This is a genomic window from Nodosilinea sp. LEGE 06152 (genome assembly GCF_015207525.1).
In the GTDB taxonomy this organism is placed as follows: Bacteria; Cyanobacteriota; Cyanobacteriia; order Phormidesmidales; family Phormidesmidaceae; genus Nodosilinea.
Genome location: NZ_JADEWR010000002.1, coordinates 390143 through 409933, shown reverse-complemented (window position 1 = coordinate 409933; position 19791 = coordinate 390143). Strand labels below are relative to the sequence as shown.

Annotated in this window: 18 protein-coding genes; 13 read left to right on the top strand and 5 right to left on the bottom strand. The window is 57.5% G+C overall.

Annotated features, from left to right (window positions below; all coding sequences use genetic code 11):
- Positions 1–467: 467 nt before the first annotated feature.
- The 5 genes from IQ265_RS04270 to IQ265_RS04250 all read left to right on the top strand — a co-directional run bounded on the left by IQ265_RS04270 (position 468) and on the right by IQ265_RS04250 (position 5988).
- Positions 468–2546, top strand: a complete 2079-nt coding sequence (locus IQ265_RS04270; protein WP_194050940.1) for a response regulator — start codon at positions 468–470, stop codon at positions 2544–2546.
- An 87-nt stretch (positions 2547–2633) separates the two neighbouring features.
- On the top strand, positions 2634–3011 hold the full coding sequence (locus tag IQ265_RS04265; protein ID WP_194051144.1) for a response regulator: 378 nt from the start codon (positions 2634–2636) through the stop codon (positions 3009–3011).
- 84 nt (positions 3012–3095) lie between these two features.
- Entirely contained in the window at positions 3096–3338 is a 243-nt protein-coding gene (locus IQ265_RS04260; RefSeq protein WP_194050939.1) for a hypothetical protein, read from the top strand.
- Between the two features lie 143 nt (positions 3339–3481).
- Entirely contained in the window at positions 3482–4606 is a 1125-nt protein-coding gene (locus tag IQ265_RS04255; RefSeq protein WP_194050938.1) for an EAL domain-containing protein, read from the top strand.
- 59 nt (positions 4607–4665) lie between these two features.
- Positions 4666–5988, top strand: coding sequence for a diguanylate cyclase (locus IQ265_RS04250; protein ID WP_194050937.1), 1323 nt, complete (start codon positions 4666–4668; stop codon positions 5986–5988).
- Positions 5989–6005: 17 nt separating this feature from the next.
- On the opposite strand, the gene IQ265_RS04245 is transcribed toward IQ265_RS04250, so the two are convergent.
- From IQ265_RS04245 to IQ265_RS04235, 3 genes are all read right to left on the bottom strand, one after another.
- Positions 6006–7589 (bottom strand): B12-binding domain-containing radical SAM protein, encoded by a 1584-nt coding sequence (locus tag IQ265_RS04245; RefSeq protein WP_194050936.1) that lies wholly within the window; start codon positions 7587–7589, stop codon positions 6006–6008.
- A gap of 390 nt (positions 7590–7979) precedes the next feature.
- Positions 7980–8765, bottom strand: coding sequence for a transglutaminase family protein (locus tag IQ265_RS04240; RefSeq protein WP_194050935.1), 786 nt, complete (start codon positions 8763–8765; stop codon positions 7980–7982).
- Positions 8766–8943: 178 nt separating this feature from the next.
- The gene (locus tag IQ265_RS04235; protein ID WP_228037552.1) at positions 8944–9714 is read right to left on the bottom strand and encodes a sterol desaturase family protein; all 771 of its coding nucleotides are present in this window, start codon (positions 9712–9714) and stop codon (positions 8944–8946) included.
- Positions 9715–9995: 281 nt separating this feature from the next.
- Between IQ265_RS04235 and IQ265_RS04230 the strand changes: the two genes are divergently transcribed.
- From IQ265_RS04230 to IQ265_RS04215, 4 genes are all read left to right on the top strand, one after another.
- On the top strand, positions 9996–11270 hold the full coding sequence (locus tag IQ265_RS04230) for an alpha/beta hydrolase (RefSeq protein ID WP_194050933.1): 1275 nt from the start codon (positions 9996–9998) through the stop codon (positions 11268–11270).
- Positions 11271–11670: 400 nt separating this feature from the next.
- On the top strand, positions 11671–12078 hold the full coding sequence (locus tag IQ265_RS04225; protein WP_194050932.1) for a hypothetical protein: 408 nt from the start codon (positions 11671–11673) through the stop codon (positions 12076–12078).
- 469 nt (positions 12079–12547) lie between these two features.
- Positions 12548–14683, top strand: a complete 2136-nt coding sequence (locus IQ265_RS04220) for a cation:proton antiporter (protein ID WP_194050931.1) — start codon at positions 12548–12550, stop codon at positions 14681–14683.
- 280 nt (positions 14684–14963) lie between these two features.
- Positions 14964–15143, top strand: a complete 180-nt coding sequence (locus IQ265_RS04215; RefSeq protein ID WP_194050930.1) for a DUF4278 domain-containing protein — start codon at positions 14964–14966, stop codon at positions 15141–15143.
- 152 nt (positions 15144–15295) lie between these two features.
- Here the strand turns inward: IQ265_RS04215 and IQ265_RS04210 are convergent, their stop codons facing one another.
- Entirely contained in the window at positions 15296–15544 is a 249-nt protein-coding gene (locus IQ265_RS04210; protein ID WP_194050929.1) for a hypothetical protein, read from the bottom strand.
- A gap of 28 nt (positions 15545–15572) precedes the next feature.
- On the opposite strand from IQ265_RS04210, the gene IQ265_RS04205 reads away from it, so the two are divergent.
- From IQ265_RS04205 to IQ265_RS04190, 4 genes are all read left to right on the top strand, one after another.
- Positions 15573–15914 carry a helix-turn-helix transcriptional regulator gene (locus IQ265_RS04205; RefSeq protein WP_347404910.1) on the top strand — a complete coding sequence of 114 codons (342 nt, stop codon included), beginning with the start codon at positions 15573–15575 and terminating at the stop codon, positions 15912–15914.
- A 127-nt stretch (positions 15915–16041) separates the two neighbouring features.
- Positions 16042–16533, top strand: a complete 492-nt coding sequence (locus IQ265_RS04200; protein ID WP_194050928.1) for a transposase — start codon at positions 16042–16044, stop codon at positions 16531–16533.
- Positions 16534–16716: 183 nt separating this feature from the next.
- Positions 16717–18078: a tRNA (N6-isopentenyl adenosine(37)-C2)-methylthiotransferase MiaB gene (gene miaB, locus IQ265_RS04195; RefSeq protein ID WP_194050927.1), complete on the top strand. Its 1362-nt coding sequence runs from the start codon at positions 16717–16719 to the stop codon at positions 18076–18078.
- Between the two features lie 62 nt (positions 18079–18140).
- Positions 18141–18356: a UPF0175 family protein gene (locus IQ265_RS04190; protein ID WP_228037581.1), complete on the top strand. Its 216-nt coding sequence runs from the start codon at positions 18141–18143 to the stop codon at positions 18354–18356.
- A 104-nt stretch (positions 18357–18460) separates the two neighbouring features.
- Here the strand turns inward: IQ265_RS04190 and IQ265_RS04185 are convergent, their stop codons facing one another.
- Positions 18461–19723 (bottom strand): MFS transporter, encoded by a 1263-nt coding sequence (locus IQ265_RS04185; RefSeq protein ID WP_194050925.1) that lies wholly within the window; start codon positions 19721–19723, stop codon positions 18461–18463.
- Between the last annotated feature and the right edge of the window lie 68 nt (positions 19724–19791).

Sequence of the window (19791 nt, the reverse complement as noted above, 5' to 3'; positions counted from 1 at the left end):
CAGCCGCCCCACCAACAGGTGGATGAAAGGGCAGAGGGCAAGCGTGACAATGCCAGATTGAACATCGGATGCCAGTATTTAGAGTAACCAGGGCAACATAGGGAATGCCATAGCCACAACTACAGACCACGCTTTGAACCGTCAGGAACTTCTGACCGCTTATACAATGATTTAACTCAGTGCTTCAACTGTAAGGATTGCTTCATTGTGGCGAACAATTGTGACATAGCTGTGACGGGTCAGCCCGGCAGGGTTTGCGCTCTGTGATAGGCGTCGGCCAGGGTGGTAACCGTAGCAACTGGAGCTGCCGCTGGGGCAAGACGGGAACTGTCGCTGGAGTTGGGTCAGGGCTGCCAGCCAGACACTCCTATGGCCTGGGCCAGAACAATCCGGAAGAAAACATTTGGACAGGAAACTTGGGCTAATACCTCGCCACTGGGCTGCCCACGCTAGGGCCTGATGCCGCCATGAAACTCCTTCTCGTTGACGACGACGATATTCTAATCGGACAACTTACCAGCGATCTGGCCAGCCAAAACTATGTGGTCGATACCGCTGGCGACGGGCTGTTGGGCTGGGAATACGCCACGGCTGCTCCCTACGACCTGATTGTGCTAGACATCGACCTGCCGGGCCTCGATGGGGTTTCGCTCTGCCAGCGATTGCGCCAGACGGGCTACGCTGGGCCAATTTTGCTGCTGACAGGGCGCAGCAGCAGCACCGATAAGGTGCAGGGGCTAAATGCCGGGGCCGACGACTACCTGGTAAAACCCTACACCCTAGGGGAGCTGACGGCTCGCATCCGGGCGCTGCTGCGCCGTCCCCCAGCGGTGTGCGATCTCAGCCTGCGCTGGGGATCGCTGCAGCTTAACCCCAACGCAGGCCAGGTGACCATAGCCGATCGACCGGTGGTGCTCTCACCCAAGGAATATGGCCTGCTGGAGCTGTTTTTGCGCTACCCAGACCGCATTTTTAGCAACACGGTGCTGCTGGAGCGGCTGTGGAGTGCTGACGAAGCCCCTGGCGAAGAGACCATTCGTACCCACATTAAGCGGCTGCGGCGTAAGCTCAAGCAGGCCGGAGGCGACGACGTCATTGAGAATGTCTACAGCATGGGCTACCGTCTCAGACCCCTGCCGCCCGAAATGGCTCCGGAGACAGCTGAGACGTTTGAGAGTGCCACCCCAGCCCCGCCGAAGGGGGTGCCAGAGGGGGTGCCAGAGGGGGTGCCAGAGGGCGTAATCAATCGGCCTGCCGTGCCCGCCCCCGTTGAAGCACCAGCCCCGATCTTGGCTGCGCCCGACCTAGACAGGGCAGCGCAGGAACAGGCGGCACGGGCAGCGGCGATCGCCGCCTTTGAGCGATTTCGGCCTGCCATTGACGATCGCCTGGCGGCTCTGCGTCAGGCGGCCTTTGCCCTCAGGGCTGGCCACCTGTCAGAGCCGGTGCAGGCCGCCGCCCGCACCGCCGCCCACAAACTGGCCGGGTCGCTGGGTCTATTTGGATTTATGGAGGGCTCGCACCTGGCCCGTCGACTGGAGGACTGGCTGCAAGCACCCAATTTAGCTGAGGGAGCACTCTTTGTTGCCCTGGTTGATCAGCTTGAGCAGCAGGTGCAGGCGGGGCCTAGCGGGGTCGCCCCAGCACCAGCGTCTACCCCTGTGGGCAGCTTGTCCCTGCACGGCTTAGATCGCGCCTCGGGCGATCGCTACCGGGTGCTGGCCGTTGACGACGACCCCGCTATTCTCGCCCAGCTGCAGCGTTTGCTGCCGCCCTGGGGCCTCAATGTTGTGCCCCTAGACGACCCGCGCCAGCTCTGGGCCAGCCTGGAGGCGAGCCCCCCCGACCTGGTGCTGCTCGACCTCGACATGCCCCACCTGAGCGGGCTAGACCTTTGCCATCAGCTGCGCCAGGGCGATCGCTGGCAGACCCTGCCGGTTTTGTTCCTCACCGCCTGTCGGGATCCTGCCACTATCTACCGGCTCTACCAAACGGGGGCCGACGACTATCTGCCCAAACCTATTCTGGAGCCAGAACTAATCAACCGCCTGTTTCAGCGGCTGGAGCGGGGGCGGTTGCTGCAAACCCTAGCGGGCACCGACCCCACCACCGGCCTAGCCAACCGCCAAAAGGGCACAATTGAGCTGGACCTGCTGCTGCACCTGGCCCAGCGCTACGGACAGCCCTTCAGCCTGGTACGGGTTGAGGTGGCCCAGCCCGCCCACCTGGCCCAACCCCTGCTCAGCGCCCTGGGCCAGGCCCTGGTAGGCCGGGTGCGCAGCGGCGATGCGATCGCCTGCTGGAGCAAGTCAGAGATTTTAGTCGGCGTACTCGATACCGATTTAACCACCACCCAGGCACAGCTGAGGCCCGCCCTTGAGTCGGCCCTGGCAACGGCGATTGGGGTCAGGTCTGCTAGCTCTGGGCTTTACCTGAGCGGGGCTACTTATCCTGAAGATGGCTGCCGCCTCGCCGAGCTTTACCAAATGGCCTGTCAGCGGCGGGGCTCTCTGCCGCTCACCAACCCCAGAGGGCAGCCCTCGTAGAGCTAGCCCCTCACCTGCTGCTCCATGATTGCCCCATTACTGCCCACCTCGCCCCGGCCGCTGGCCTTGTTTTTAGGACGTTTTACCATGACCATCAAACGCATCTTGATCATCGACGACGAAGCCGACGTGCGCGAGATTGCCAAGGCCAGCCTAGAAATTACCCGGCAGTGGGAGGTTACCACCGCCGCTTCGGGAGAAGAGGGAGTCAGGCTGGCATCGACTTATCACCCCGATGCTATTTTGCTGGATGTGGTAATGCCCAAGACCGACGGTCTAGCCACCCTACAGCAGCTCAGCAAAAATACGGATACCTGCCACATTCCTGTGATTTTACTAACCGCCACCCTGCGGCTGGCTACCCAGCAGACCTTTGTGGCGGCAGGGGCGCGGGCGGTGCTGGTCAAACCCTTTGATCCAGGGTTGTTGGGGGGGCAAATTGAGTCGGTGCTGGGGTGGCAATAACCGCTGCCTCGAACCGGGCGGTGGCGTTCACAGAGTTGCCACATTCCACCTCTATGTTAAGAGAGACGTCTTCCCTAACGCCCCATGCTTCCTCTGATCGTGGTCGAGGATTTGATCTCGGCCTTCAAATTCTGGAATGAGGGCATCCACGAAGGCATGCTCTACCGCAATGACTTCTATGTCAGCCGATACCAGTTTGCCCTGGCCGATCGCTCAGAGGCCTACCACCGCGCTACTCAGGAAAGCAATAAGGGTTTTAAGGTGTGCGTGACTGTCTCAAAGACACACTACACGGTATGGGTCGAAATGCGATCGCATCTGAACTAGTCCCCTTTTTCTCCCGCCAAGCCTTCCTTCACAAAGCCTTCCCCCTGGCCCTCACAGCTTCTCCCCCGAAGCGTTAGACCGTTTTAGTCTGGTCTGTCTCCTGCCCCCTAAATCTATATTTTTTATGGTGTTGAGCATCTTCCATGGCACATCCTACCCCGGCCCGATCCAGTCAAGACCTGCGTGAGTTTGCCGACTGCTCAACGCCCCCCTTTGACGACGTCTCGCTGCTGATCTGCCATGAGTTGCGCACCCCCCTCGCCTCAATTCAGGGGGCGCTCAAGCTGTTGGGCTATCAGCAGTCGGGCTCACTCTCCGACGATGGCCAGAGGCTGCTGGCGATCGCCATCAACAACGCCGACCGCCTGACCCGCCTGGCCAATGCCCTGGAGAGCCAGCCCGCGCCGCTGCTCACCCTGCTCTCTACCGCCGAAATGGAGCTGCTTCAGCTTGAAAACGACCTGCACCAGGCCGTCGAGCAGCAGCAAATTTACTTGGCCTACCAGCCAATTGTGGCCGTCGACAAACACGATGAGGTAGGCCAAATTATTGGCTTTGAGGCCCTGGCCCGCTGGCAGCACGGCCAGCGGGGGGCCATCTCTCCCGAGGTGTTTATTCCCCTGGCCGAAAAGGCGGGGCTGATCAATGGCCTTGGCCTGTTTTTGCTGGAGCAGGCTTGCCAGCAGCTGCACCGTTGGCAGACCCAGTTTCCGAGTCTGCTGCCCCTGAGCGTGAGCGTTAACCTGTCGGCGGTGCAGCTGCTCCAGCCGCAGTTGGTCGACCACATTAGCCACATTCTGCAGCAAAACCACATCACCCCCAGTAGCCTCAAGCTCGAAGTGACCGAAAGCGCTTTGATAGAGAACAAGGCCCTGGCCCTGGCTACCTTAGCCCAGCTGCAGCAGCTCGGCATTCAGCTTTATATCGACGATTTTGGCACTGGCTACTCGTCACTGGGGCGGCTGCAAGATCTGCCCTTCGATACCCTCAAGATCGATCGGTCGTTTATTCGCAACAAAAACTGGGCCATGAGTGAGGCCATTTTGATGCTGGCCGAGCGGCTGCAGCTCGACGTCATTGTCGAAGGGGTTGAAACCCTGGAAGACCTGATCTGCCTCAAGGAGCTGGGCTACCAAAAAATGCAGGGCTACTACTTCTCAAAACCCCTCGACAGCACCAGCATGACCGGGCTGCTGCTGCGTCAGGCGTTAAACGGCACGGCTCCACTTTGTCTGGCACCGCTTAGCCCAGCCTCAGTTTCGAGTTAGTCATCACCTCAAATCAAGCCTCGTTGTTTAAGTGCTGTTTCTCCCTGTGCTCTACCGCCATGATGACTAACGCCCGCAAGACGCCCTGCGAGGGAACGACGACAGAACGACCGCATTTGGCCCTGCTGATTCAAGATGGCAAACGCCGTCAAATCGTGCCGCTGAACAAGTGCTACTACTCCATCGGCCACGACTGCTACAACGATATTCGTTTGGCCTCCCAGGGCGTTTCTCATTACCACGCTAGCCTGGTGTGGCTGGGCGATCACTACTTCATTCAAACCAGCGACCTTCAAACCAGCGACGGGGGCGAAAACTTCAGCGATAGCGGCCTGACCATCAATGGCCAACCGCTGGTGGCAGGCCACCTCAGTCCCGGCGACTCGATTGTTTTTGGTCGGGGGGTGCGCGCCCGGCTGGTCGCGGTTCGGCCCGCCCCGGCGTCGCCCCCGCCCGCCCCGGTGNCCCTGTCTTTTCTGCCCCAGGCGATTGGGAGGCAGGCGGGGCAGCCCAGCTGCGGCCTGATCGAGTTTTTCCCTGACCTCATTCTGCGCTTTGACACGAGTGGCCGCGTCCTGGAGGTTCAGGCCTCTATTGACACCGACCTGTGTCGGTTGACCTGCGCCGTAGGCCAGCTGTTGACCGAATGCTTTGACGCCAGCTTTATTGTCAATTTGTTTGGCTACAGCCAGCGGGCCACCAAGACGCGATCGCTGCAAAGTTTTGAAGCCGCCATTACCCTGAACAACCAGCCGCTTTTTTGCGAAGTTAGGCTGGTGCCCGCCGGGCCGGGGGAGCACATCGCCATTATTCGCAACATTACCGAGCGCAAGCGTCTGGAGCAGGCGCTGTTGGCCGATGCCATCCACGACAGTTTGACTGGGTTGCTCAACCGCAGTGCGTTTATGGAAAAAGCCGCCCAGGCCATCGCACTCAAAAAGAGCAGCGCCACCTACAATTTTGCGGTGCTGTTTGTTGACCTCGACAACTTTAAGGTGGTGAACGACAGCCTGGGCCACCTGGTGGGTGACCAGCTGCTCATTGAAATCGCGCTCAAGTTTAAGGCGGGGCTGCGCGCTTACGATACGGTAGCCCGGCTGGGGGGTGACGAGTTTGCCATTCTGCTGCACGACATTTCGTCGGTGGCGATCGCCGCTGAGCTAGCCAACCAGATTCAGCAGAGCCTGGCGACACCCCTGCGGCTCGACGATCGCGAAGTGTTGTCTAGCGCCAGCATTGGCATTGCCTACAGCGATGGCGAGTACGACAGCGTTGAGGCCATGCTGCACCATGCCGATCGGGCTATGTACCGGGCCAAGGCCGCCGGGCGATCGCAGTACGCGGTGTTTGACCCCGCCCTAGACGAGTCACCGCTGGCCTAACCCAGGCAGGCAACCCGTCACTGGCTGACCAGGCTCAGGGCTGGAGTTTCTACCCTGGGCGCTTGCAGCGGATCGTAGCCTAGCTGTTCAGCGATGCGCTGGCGAGCCAGGGTTCGATATTCCCAAAAGTGCTCTCCAGCGGCGCACAGCCCCAGATACATATTGAGCATTTGCGGTTTGCGGCGCACAATGATCCAGAGCTGGTGCCAGAACTGGCGGCGAATTTCGGTCCGGCGAAGGCCCTGGTACCAAAGAATTTTGGCAAACAGGGGTAGCCCTTTGTGGACGGGAAAGTGCATGACCTGCTGACGGCGCTTGGGAGAGCGAATTTGAAGGCACTGCTGCAGGCAGCGGTTTAGGTAACGGCTGGGTTCGTAGAGCTGCCAAAATCCGGCGACATAGTCGTGGGCTAGCTCGGCGACCGGGCGGGTGGGAATAAAGTTCATCAAGGTGTTTTGGTCGCCCGTGGGGTGGCTGTGCTCGTCGAGCAACCGCTGCTCCTGTTTGAGCCGGTTCCAAAGGGCGGTATTGGGTGGAGCCTGCAGCAGACCCAGCATGGGCTGGGGAATGCTGGTTTGCTCGACAAATGCCTGAATGCGATCGCCTGCTCCGGCCCGCTCACCGTCGAAGCCCAGAATGAATCCGGCGTAGATCAGCAGGCCCGCATCGTTGATTTTGCGGCAGGCTTCAACCAGCGGGTTGCGGGTATTTTGCACCTTGCGCGTCACCTGCAGGCTGTCTTGATCGGGAGTTTCGATGCCAAGAAAGACAGCGTAAAATCCGGCTTCGCCCATGAGCTGAAGCAGTTCGTCGTCCTCGGCCAAATTGACCGATGCTTCAGTAATAAAGGTGAAGGGATACCGATGCTCCTGCATCCAGGGAATGAGCGCGCGCAAAAAGCGCTTGACATTGCGCTGGTTGCCAATGAAATTGTCGTCAACGATAAACAGCGAGCCGCGCCAGCCCAGATCGTAGAGGGTTTGCAGCTCGGTCAGGGCCTGCTCTGGCTCCTTGGTGCGGGGCTTGCGGCCGTAGAGCGAAATAATGTCGCAAAACTCGCAGTTAAACGGGCAGCCGCGCGAAAACTGCATCGCCATCATCAGGTAGGCATCTCGCTCCAGCAGGTCGAAACGGGGCACCGGGCTATGGGTAACATCGGGCTTTTCGAGGGAGCGAAATGTGCCTTCGGTTTCGCCCCGCTCCAGGGCCGCCAAAAACTGAGGCACGGTCATTTCGCCTTCGTCTAAAACCAAAAAATGAGCGCCCGCGTCGAGGGCATCTTGGGGCACCGAAGTGGGGTAGGGGCCACCCACCGCCACGCGCTTGCCCAGCCGCACCGCCGTTTTGATCAGCGCTTGAAAGTCTGATTTTTGCACCAGCATGGCGGAAATAATTACCAGGTCGCACCAGGCCCAGTCGGCATCGGTTTCGGGAGTGACGTTGCGATCGCGAAAGCGAATTTCCCAGTCGGTGGGCAGCAGCGCTGCAACTGTGATAATACCCAACGGCGGAATGGTGGCCTTTAGCCCGGCCAGTTCCATAAAGCGATCGTAGGACCAGAAGGACTGAGGAAATTTAGGGTAAAGCAGGAGTGCTTTCATAGGTTTATGAGGTGGGGTAAGAGTACCTAGGGCTGTGGCGCTGAATGCTTCGGCCTGGGCTAATCCTGGTTGCTTAATACCGTCCTCAGCCGTGGCTTTCACTGCAACAAAGTTATTTAACCTACTAAGAAGAATTTGGCTATGCCACAGGCTGCTAGCCGCGAATTTTTGCGCATGCCTCAGTAGATTAAGGGGGCTCTTTAGCTGTGAGCACCTATCAAAAGACAGAGGCAAAAAGTAAGTTTCAAATATTTTTGAAAAAGAAAAATAATGGCCACTACTGACTGAGGTTGTGCCCACAAGTACAGAACATTTGGCCACATTTTTGTAGTGAATAAACCCGTCTCAAATAAATTTTGCTGAAGGGCAATAAATATTTACTAATACTGGCTATTGTTGAGCTGGTTCTACCCAAACATTCATTTCGGTCAGATTAATTTGACCAAACTGAGTGGCAAGGGCAACATCGGCGGCATCTCGACCGTAGGCGATCGCAATGCGGTTACCTCGGGGTGTGGGCTGGGTGGGGTCAAAGGTGTACCAGCGATCGCCCACAAAGGCCTCAAACCAGGCGTGCAGATCCATTGGGTCGAGTTGGTAGAGATAGCCCACCACCATCCGGGCGGGAATCGTCAAACTACGACATAGGGCCAGGCCCAGGTGAACAAAATCACGGCAAACGCCCACGCGCGTTTTTTCAGTGTCTATCGCAGAGGTGGAGGCGTCGCTGGTATTGTAACGGTACTCAATGTGGCTGTGAATCCAGTGGCGAACAGCGTCTGCCTGGTCGTAGGCAGGCTCAATATCGCCAACAATTTGGTTGGCCAGTTCACCGAGTAAATCGGCTTGGCAATAGCGGCTGGGCAGGAGAAACTGGAGCACATAGTCGGGTAGGTCCTGCACCGGCACAAACGCCGCTCCGGGTTGAACATCGATCGCATCGGCGGTGTCAACCGTCACGGTACTCTTGATTCGCAACTGTCCTTCAGGAGCTACTAGCCGCTGGCACAAATTGCCGTAGCTATCGATGTAGTCGGTCATCGACACCTGGGGCTCTAGCTGCCAGTCAGCGGAGATAACTTGCTGAGCGGCTCCACTGCGCGGCTGCAGCATCAGGATCAGCGGGGCAGGCTCGGTCGCCTCATACAAAAGCTCGCATCCTGCACTTAGTCGCATTGGCTCTCCAGCAGCATAGTATGATTGCGATCGCGCCAAGGGTAAGCCACCGCTGCTCACACGGACGATACCCAACTTGTCGAGATGGCTAGTTAGAGTATGGCGGGTTTTAAAGATTTTCGTCCGACCCGTTCTCAACAACCGCGTTGTCGGCGTGGGCAGAGGAAGAGGGGGGGCGCTAGTGGGCGTCGGGGCTATTGGGTAAATGATGGTTTAGCATCTGCACATACCTGGGGTCTTGGGTGCCCAGCAGCCGATCCCAAAGGGTAAAGTACAGCCCGTAGTGCACGGTGTACTTGAGGTGGTGTACGGAGTGGTGGGCTGGGCCGATAACCCAGCGCCCCAGCCAGTGGTGCGGAAAAACTGTCGGCAGGCGGTCGGGGCCGAGGTGGTTGAGCACGGCCCACAGGGTCATGGTGATCATCACCGCAATCAAGGTGATGAGATGCAGCGGCAGCACGAAGACAATGCCGACCAAAAATAGGGCTTGAGCTACGGCTTCTAGGGGGTCAAAGGCAAAGGAGGTCCAGGGGGTGGGATAGCGCGATCGGTGGTGTCCCTGGTGCAGCCAGGCAAATAGCTTGGGGTGATGAAACAGCCGATGGGTGAAGTAAAAGTAGGTATCTTGCAGCACTAGCGCTGCGGCGTAGCTAGCCCCCAGATACCACAGCCCGTAGTCTTGCGGATTGACGTAGAGACGGGTTGCGCCCTCTTGATAGGCGGAGAGAACAAAGGCCGCGGCCAGGGCAAAGACCACCGCCGCGATCGCAGAGAGCTTGATGTCGTGCCAGATTACCTGCCAGGATGGCGACTGGCGTTTAGGGCGACTAAACGCTCGACCAATCGGTGAATAAAAAAACCAGTAGGCGAGTCCCGCCACAAGAAAGTAGCGGCACAAAATTATTCCCCACAGGGCAATGCTGTAAAACTCAAAGGAGCGTTCTCTCAACCGCTTTTGTTCCTTACTGTGCGCGTAACAAATGTCTCTTACTAGTGCATAATGCAGCAATTTTCTTGAGCTGGGCGCAAATTCTCTCGATGGAGGGGGCGTGGGTACATATCGACTCGGGCAGGCGATCGCGATAATCATCTACCCGTAACCTCATTCGCTCCGCTTGGGCAGCTGACTGAGCAGCGGATTGAAAATACGGCCATTCCCCTCCAAACTGAGATTACTGGCAGCCCTGGGTTGTGAGAGCCTTTAGTTGCGAAGGAATGTGAAAGAAACCTATGCCTGCCGCCCAGCGAGCCGCTCAGCAGCGGTCAATCCCATGGTTTGTCCGTGGCGGTCGAGTCTTGGCCTGGCTTTTGGTCGGGGTCAGTCTTGGCTTGAGCCTTTGGATTGTTGTGCCAGCGCCCACCCGATGGCTGCTGCCGCTGGGCGTGGGGGCACCGGAGGTTAGCCCCTGGCTGGCGGGTTTGAGCGCGATCGCCGCCATAGCTGTCTGGGTTACCCATCGCCGGACAAGAGCATCTGCAATTTCGGCAGGGATTGCTTTGCGAATCGCCCTGGGCCTTTGCGCCACTGCGCTGATCTTGAGCCTGCTGCCGCTGATGCAGGTTGCTGGCACCAGTGATGCGATCGCGGCTGAAATGCGGGCAGTTTTGGGGCCAAACTACCTGGCTCAAATTCCGCCGCCGCTTCAGGAAAAGCTTCGCCCCCGGCCCTTTCGGCTTCAGGATGTTTTTAGGGGTATTATCCCTGCCCCCGAACCCCTCTCAATCAAGCGGGGACTGGTATTTGCTACCCCGGATGGCGTTCCGCTGCGGCTCAACGTTTACCGACCATCGGCAATGAGCACCTACCCTACCCTGGTGGTCATCTACGGGGGCGCGTGGCAGGGGGGCAGCCCCGACAGCCACGAGATCTTTAGCCGCTACGTGGCGGCCCAGGGCTATACGGTAGTCGCGATTGACTACCGCCATGCGCCGCAGCATCCCTTTCCTGCTCAAATTGAAGACGTGCGTGCGGCCCTCGCCTACCTGAAAACCCACGGGGCAGAGCTGGGCGCTGACCTCACCCGCCTGGCGCTGCTAGGCCGATCGGCTGGGGCACAGCTGGCCGCGATCGCCGCCTACCAACAGCCCCCTATCCTACCGATTCGAGCTGTGATCAACTATTATGGCCCGGTAGACCTGACCGTCGGCTACGCAGAGCCCCCAATTCCAGATCCCATTGATACCCGTGCCGTACTCAGAGCTTTTTTGGGCGGCACCCCCAACCAGGTTCCTCACCTCTACCGTCAGGCGTCGCCGATTCGCTATGTGCAGCCTGGTTTGCCCCCCACGCTGCTGGTCTACGCGGGGCGCGATCATGTGGTGCAGGCTAAGTATGGCTATCAGCTGTATCGCCAGCTTCGAGCCACCGGCAATCAAGCCGTTTGGCTTGAGATTCCCTGGGCTGAGCATGCCTTTGACATCCTGTTTAGCGGCGTTGGCAATCAGCTGGCCCTCTACTACACCGAGCGTTTTTTAGCCTGGGCACTCTATGCCAACCCTACATAGATCAACCCAACTCACAGGCCTCGCAACGTCCTAAGTCGGCTTTAACTTTTTGCTCTAATTTATAAACTTAGCTTGGTCTAACGGCCTATTTAACAGCTTCAGTAGAACTTCGACCTCAGAGGTGGTTTTTCTCTGCCTCGTTATGTGTGACTGGTTTGGGGGTTGGGTCTATCTGGAGAGGGACGTTAGATTTAACGCTTTTGCTTACGCTACTGAAATCGGAGAGTTAGCGAACTCGCTTTGTGCCCTGCGAAAACTGGTTTTCGCAAAAAATGGCTGATATCGTTCTCGTAAACAGGGTTTTGCCTGCATGGGAGGCAGCTTCCTTTGCGGATTAAATCCTGGTGGCCGATGACCCGTTAACCTCAACCTAATTTCTTTTTTGGAAGGATAAAAAATCATGGCAGATCGTACGTTTTATGCCTCGCTGAAAGCTATTGCCAAACGCCTTTCTGTGCTGTTGGTGAGTGTAATGGTGCTGTTTGGCTTTTCCCAAACCGCAGCGCTGGCAAATTCTACGACTCCAGAATTGGGACCAAACTCCAGCCCCCTGATCGCGCTAGCCGCGTCGTCTCGCTTTGCGGCCGAAGCCTCGTTTGATGGCGAAGAACCGAAGATCTCTGAATCGAGGCTTGAGGAAATGCGCGAACAGCGTCGCAAGTGGCAAAGTGAAGTGTCGGCCAATGCCGACACAGAAATTGAGGCAGAAGGTTCGGTTGGTGAAAAGGTTAAAGACAAGCTCAACTTAGAAGAAATTACTCAAGAGAACGAAATCGTAGACGATTTGACGCCTCCCTACAACAAGTAGGGATAGCCTCGGCTGGTCTAAACCAATTCTTACTCTGCGCTTGCGCCCAGTGGTCTGTTTCCGCTAAGTTTGGCAACCACTGGGCGTGTTTTTTATGCTGTCATGGTGGTAAGCGTGTGAACTGAATTACACCCACTTCAGCAGCGTTGAAATTGTCGTGGGCAAGGGGGCTTACCGATAGCGAAATGGCAAGCGACATGGCAAACGTTTGGGCGCTCGGCGGTTGGTACAGCGGGCGAACTTTGGCGGCTCCCGCACCTTGCATTAAACGCTACCCCTCTTAAAGGGCATCGTTTTCTCGGTGCCAATGGGGCCGCTTGGCCCCGGGAACCCAGTCGGCAAAAGTCTTTCTTTGGGTAGAGAGACAGATTAGCTGGGGAGCCCGAATCTTAGTAGAACAACCTCAATCAAACGTAACCCCCGCAGCCAGGTCTCTAGAGGCCTGGCTCTCTCTATGTTAGGCAGCACTATGGCGCTTTTCCTGGTAGAACCTGTTTCTGAAACGCTTAGAGAACCGATTACGACCTTTGTGCTGCTGCTGGCGATCGTGCTGGTTACGCCGCCTGTGTTTGAGCGCTTCAGGCTGCCGGGCCTAGTCGGGCTGATTATGGCTGGGGTGTTGTTTGGCGGCAGCGGGTTGGGGTGGCTCAACCCTGACTCCGAGATCATGTCGCTGTTTGCAGAGATTGGCAAAATTTACCTCATGTTTGTGGCCGGTCTCGAAATCGATATGGCTCTGTTTCAGCGCACCCGCGATCGCTCCTTAGCCTTTGGTATGCTGACGTTTGCCATTCCCTTGGCGGGCGGTATTGCGATCGGGCTGCTGTTTAACTTTGGCTGGCTGGCGGCGGTCCTAATTGGTTCTTTGCTGGCCTCCCACACCCTGCTGGCTTACCCCATCGTGCAGCGGTTGGGCATTGTGGGTAATGAAGCGGTGACGGTCACCGTGGGGGCGACCATCTTTACCGATATTGGGTCGCTGCTGGTGCTGGCCATTTGTTTGGGGGTTAACCAGGGCGATTTTTCGGCACTTAAGCTGGCGACATTGCTGGGCTCGCTGGCCCTCTACACGATCGCGGTGCTGGTGGGCCTCAAACAGCTCAGCAAGCTGTTCTTTCGCAAAACGGGCAAAGACGAGGGCAACCAGTTTTTGTTTGTGATGCTGTCTGTGTTTCTCTGCGCCCTGGTGGCCCAGCTAATTGGGGTCGAAAACATCATTGGGGCCTTTCTGGCGGGTCTTGCCATCAACAGCGTGATTGGCGACGGCCCCGTGAAGGAAAAAACAGAATTTTTGGGCAGCGTCTTGTTTATTCCAATGTTTTTTGTGGCCATGGGGCTGCTGCTCGACCTGCAGGCCTTTGGCGACATTTTGCGATCGTTTGAGCTACCGCTGATCGTCGTTGGCATGCTGCTGTTGACCAAAGGATTGGCCTCGTTTGGTGCTCGCATGCTCTACGGCTACAGCTGGGCCGAAACCCTGACGATGTGGTCGTTGTCGATTCCTCAGGTGGCGGCAACTCTGGCGGCGGCGCTGGTGGGCTATGAGGCCGAAATTATTAATTCGGAAGTTTTTAACAGCGTTATTTTGCTGATGTTGGTCACGGCTATTGTCGGTCCGTTGGTCACCGCGCGATCGGGCAAACGGCTGATTGAAGAAGACGTTCTAATCGAAACCGAGGTGCTCGACTGGCTGCCCCCGCCGAGCGAAATTCCCGAGTCGTTTACGGTGGTGGTGCCGGTCTATAACCCTGAGACCGAGCAGCGGCTGATTGAACTAGCCGCCGCCGTCGCCCGCTACGAAAACGGGCGCATTATCCCGCTGGCGGTGGCTTTGGCGCAGCCCCAAATGGATTCGCCGCAGCTGGGTCGAGCGATCGCCCACGGCCGCCAGCGACTGGAGGCCGCCCAGTCTATTAGCGCCACCCTGGAGGCTGAGATTGACCCTCGCCTGAGAATTGAGTACAACGTGGCCCAGGCCATTTCTCACCTCAGCCGCGAAGAGAATGCCAACCTGATTGTGCTGGGTATGGGCACGCGATCGCGGCTGGGAGGGCGGTTGTTTAGCAACATTCAAGATGAAATTCTCTGGTCGGCCCACTGCCCGGTGGTCGTCGCCCGCCTGCTAGGGTCGCTTACCAACTGCAAGAACATTTTGCTGCCCATTGAAAACCTGTCTCCGGCGGCGCTGCGCACGCTGCGGTTTGCCCAGGTGCTGGCCAGCAGCAATCAGGCCAAAATTACGTTGCTCCACGTACATGGTTCACGGGCGTCGGAGCTGCAGCGCAACCGCCTGGCCAAACAGCTAGAACTGCTGGTCAAGCGCCTGCCGACCACCGATGTTGAAATCGAGATTCAGCTCTTGGCAGGCGACAACGTGGTATCTACGATCGTCAAGACGGCGTCGCAGTACGATTTGGTCATGCTGCGCCTGCAGCGTCGTCGGGTTGGCAATGGACTCACCGTTGGGGCTAGCACCACGCCCCTGGTCGATCAGCTGTCTGGCTCGGTCATTTTGGTCGGTGAGCCGCATCCACAGCGCAGCGATCGCCCTGTTCCCCGCGATCGCGCTGCTTTCAAGCTGCGCTCTAAACCCGCCGCGACCTAAAGCCGCTAGCCCGAGGCGCATTCAAAAGAATCGGTAGGCACGCCAATCAAAAGTAGGGAGATCTGGCTGCAGAGTGAGCACTGCCGTCGACTTTTGCGGCAGCATTTTATCCCACCGTCTGTGTGATTCGAGTCACCTGTTCTGCCAACGCAGAACACTCATTTTCTTGAGAAAAACAAAGGCACTGGGCTGTTTCTTTCAATAGAGCGGCAGAGAGACAACGATCAATTTCCTCGCTGCTTTCCTATTGCACTTACCAGTAACCTTTCAGGAGCCCCCAATGCAACTCTCTTTTCTCGGCAAAACCTACACCGCTAGCACTCCCGCGATCGCTACTACCGAAACCCAAGAAACCGTTACCTTTCTCGGTCGTTCTTCTCGGGTTAAGCAGTTCAATGTTACTCAGCGACAACAGCCCACCGAAGAATTAAACTTCATGGGACATCGCTATACCCGCTAGTTTTCTAGCTCTAGCTTGTACAACAGCCGTAGGCGACGCGCCATCGTTGTTGGCTTGCTACGACTTGCTCAACCGTGCCCTGGGCGCTCTTAACAACCATTTGGTTGGCTAAGGGCGTTGGGGCGAGCAACGCTGACCTCGGCCCATTTGCTTTAGTCCGCTAATACATAGCGAGTGAGCACGCGCATGATTTCGTTGATGCGCCCGGTGGGCTCGGGCTTGCTCCATTCGCGCACTTCGGCAAAGCCGAGGCGATAGAGTTCGTGGATGAGGCGCTCTACGCCGTGGGCGCTGCCGACAACCAATATGCGAATGACCTCACGTCCCGGCTCGGCAGCAGGCTCAATGGTGACTTGCAGTGCAGGGCTAGACAGCGCTGAAGGAATGAACGCTTGCGGCATAAGAATACCCTAGATGTAATCGCTTAAGATGACAATCGCATCATACAGCACCTCTCTAGAGAATGTCATCTCTTGCGATTACATTTACGATGCTCTGCTCCTTTGGGACGATGGGGGCATGGGAAGAGCAGGCAAAGCGCTACGAGAAGTCCTAACGCAGTACGGCATTAGCCAAAATAGCCTTGCCGTTAAAATGGGCTTGCAGCGATCGGCCATCTACAAATGGTTCCACGAAGAACGCGATCCCACTGCCGAGACCGTAGCCGATATTGTAGAAGCGCTTAAAGGCTTAAACAGCGAGGCTGCTAAAGCTTTCGTCCACCTCTATCTGGGCAATATGCTCAAAAACCAAGACCACGATCAGCTCTAGGGTGCGTAGCACTCAGGCAAGGCTCCGCAATCTCCACCAACCGTAGGGTGCATTCGCGCAGCAATGCACCACTTTGAGGCTTCGCCTACCGTTGGGCACCTTGATACAAAGTGCATCCCCCGCTTCCATGCCCAATTACCGACGTTGCCACCAACCCGGCGGCAGCTTCTTCTTCACCCACGTTACCTATCAACGCTATCCCTGGCTCTGCACCGGCTTGGGCAGGCAGTCCTTACGTCACGCCATCATCACAGTACGGCAGAAGTATCCTTTTACCATTGATGCTTTTGTGCTCTTGCCCGACCATTTCCACTGCATTTGGACATTGCCTGACAAGGACATCGACTACGCTAAGCGGTGGCGGTTGATCAAGCTGATGGTGACAAAAGCTTGCGGCCAGGAGTTAGCGCTGCCATTTGAGAAAAGCCCATCGGGGGAGCGGCGTAGGGAAGGGAATTTGTGGCAGCGGCGCTATTGGGAGAGCTGCATTCGAGATGAGCAGGATTTTGTGAGCCATTGTGAGTACATTCACAACAACCCGGTGAAGCATGGGTTGGTAGAGTGCCCAACGGATTGGGCGTTTTCAAGTGTGCATCGGTATTCGCAAGAGGAGCGGTAGATACGCTGAGTGGTGCATTGCTGCGCGAATGCACCCTACAAACTTGTTGGCATTTGCCTGATGGCGACCTAGTCCAGGCATCATAAGCGCCCTTATTGCCTCAGATCGCTCCTACAGGCGAAAGGATGCAGAGCCATAGCGCTAAAATGGGAAACTGCGTTGTTGCTGCTTAAGCCCAAACCTATGGCCGGTTCTGCTCGTCAATATCACATCACCACCTTCGGCTGCCAGATGAACAAAGCCGACTCCGAGCGTATGGCCGGTATTCTCGACACCATGGGCCTCACCTGGACTGACGACCCCTACGATGCCGATGTAGTGCTCTACAACACCTGCACCATTCGCGACAACGCCGAGCAAAAAGTCTACTCGTACCTGGGCCGCCAGGCCAAGCGCAAGCACGAAAAGCCCGACCTGACGCTGATTGTGGCTGGCTGCGTCGCCCAGCAAGAAGGCGAAGCCCTGCTGCGCCGGGTGCCCGAACTTGACCTGGTGATGGGGCCGCAGCACGCCAACCGTCTGCAAGACCTGCTAGAGCAGGTGCTCGATGGCAACCAGGTCGTCGCCACCGAAGAGGTCGACATTATGGAAGACATCACCAAACCCCGGCGCGACAGCACCATTACCGCCTGGGTGAATGTGATCTACGGCTGCAACGAGCGCTGCACCTACTGCGTAGTGCCCGGTGTGCGCGGCGTTGAGCAGTCGCGCACGCCAGAGGCCATCCGCGCCGAGATGGAAGAACTGGGCCGCCAGGGGTTCAAAGAAGTGACGCTGCTAGGCCAAAACATCGATGCCTACGGGCGCGACCTGCCCGGCTCCACCGTCGACGGGCGGCACCAGCACACCTTTACCGACCTGCTGTACTTCGTCCACGACGTGCCCGGCATTGAGCGCATTCGCTTTGCCACCAGCCACCCCCGCTACTTTACCGAGCGACTGATTCGCGCCTGCGCCGAGCTGCCCAAGGTGTGCGAGCACTTCCACATTCCCTTTCAGTCGGGCGACAACGACCTGCTGAAGGCGATGGCGCGGGGCTACACCCACGAAAAATATCGCCGCATCATCGATACCGTGCGTCGCTACATGCCCGATGCGGCGATCAGCGCCGATGCGATCGTGGGCTTCCCCGGCGAAACTGAGGAACAGTTTCAGCACACGCTGGATCTGGTCAACGACATCGCCTTTGACCAGCTCAATACGGCGGCCTATTCGCCCCGCCCCGGCACCCCCGCCGCCCTGTGGGACAACCAGCTGTCTGAAGAGGTCAAGGCCGATCGCCTCCAGCGCCTCAACCATTTGGTGAATACGAAGGCGGCAGAGCGATCGCAGCGCTACGCGGGCCGCATCGAAGAAGTGTTGGTCGAAGCCATCAACCCCAAAAACCCTACCCAGGTGATGGGCCGCACCCGCGGCAACCGGCTAGCCTTTTTCGCGGGCGATTTTGCTGCGCTCAAAGGCGAGCTAGTGCAGGTCAAAATTACCGAAGTGCGCCCCTTTAGCCTCACTGGGGAACCGATTCAGACACTAGTTGCTGCTGGCTAAGTTGAGCGGGGTGATTAGTCATAAGGGCTGGATGGCTCAAGTAGGGATACTCTTCTGTGCAGATGCAGCTTGAACGGCCGGACCCGGTGAACGTGGATCAAAGGTATGTCAAAGAAGCTTTGGTGGCTGTGCTGTACTCAACGGGTAAAGTGTCGGCCTACCAGGCATGCCAAATTCTAAACATGACGCGTCGGTCTTTCGATGAGTTGCTGCCCCAGTATGGGTTTTCGGCATTGGTAGATAGTGCCGAAAATCTTGATATTGAGCTAAGTGCCTAATGGCTCCGGATATCATCGTTAGTGATAATTCTGGGCCGCCCCTACCCAAAACACTGGCTTTATAGCCTCACCGACAGACTACACGCGCAGCCACCGATTGGCCTTTAATCTGAGGCTGGCTGAGATATGGGCTGAGGCTTTTCTGGCCAAAATAGGGGAATGGCCGCGATCGCGGCCACCAGCTGCAAGCCTGCAAATATAGCCAGGGCGGGCGTGAACCCCCAGCGGAGCGCTTCGCCAAATAGCAGGCTGCCCAGGCCAAAGCCCGTAAACAGGGCAAAAACCTTGAGCCCCATGGTCTGCCCCAGGCTTTTGCCATCGCCCAAATCGGTAACAATGCCCACAAACAGCGGCTGCGTCAGGTCGTAGCCCAGCGAGAGCACCAGAATCGCGGTGGTCGTCCCGATGGGAGGAATGTAGGGAATCATCGACAGCCCAGCCAAGGCGGCCATGGCCAAGCCTGGGGGTATCAGCCAGCGGCGGCCCCAGCGATCGACGGCCTTGCCAATCAGCGGGCTAAAAATTAGCCCCGGAATGCCGTAGCCCAAAATAGTCAGACCAATACTTAGAGCATCCATGTCGTAGCGCTGGGTCATGTAGAGGCCCAGCCAGGTGTAAACGCCGGAGTGATAGACCCCGTTCCACAGGACATAGGCGTAGGTGCGAGCGCCGCGAAAATTGGACAATACAGCCCGGTACCCGGCAAAAATTGTGGCGATCGCAGGCAGCTTGGCGATTTTAGGCTCATCAAACAGGGCACCATAGCGCCGCAGCCGCCAGAGCACCAGGGCTGCCGCCGTAGCCGTGCCCAAAAACAGGGTTCGCCAGCCCACAAAGGGTTCTAAAATAGCGCCCCCCGCAGACCCGGCGGCCATGCCTCCTTCCATCGCCGCAAATATCAAACCCAGTTTGGCCCCGCGCTGGTTATACGGAAACAGATCACCAACTAAGGCAAAGGTGAGCGGAATGACCCCGCTCGCGCCCAGGCCAGTGAGCAACCGCCAAAAGCTCATTTGACCTGCCGTTTGGGCGGTAGCGGTGAGGGCGGTGCAGACAATGAAAATAATTAGCGAAATGCGAATCAGCGGCCAGCGACCAAAGCGATCGGAGAGAATGCCGTAGAAGAGCGCCGCCACCGCGTAGGACAGCATGTAGGCAGGCACGATGAAGCCAATTTCTTGGGCAGAGACATCAAAAATTTCGGCCAGGCGAGGAATTAGGGGGGCAATCATATAGCCCTGAAGAAAGACCAGCCCAGCGGCGATCGCCAGTAGCGTGAAGAGGCGGTTGTGCTGCCGCAGCCGCAGCGCTGGGTCGGCCTCCTCCCAATGGGGAAAGACCGAGTTGCCTGAATTGTGCTTAGCCATGAAACTGAAATAGGTGAAAGACCGTGACCGCAGCGCCCCAAAAGTCAAGAAATCTTGACTTTGCGCAA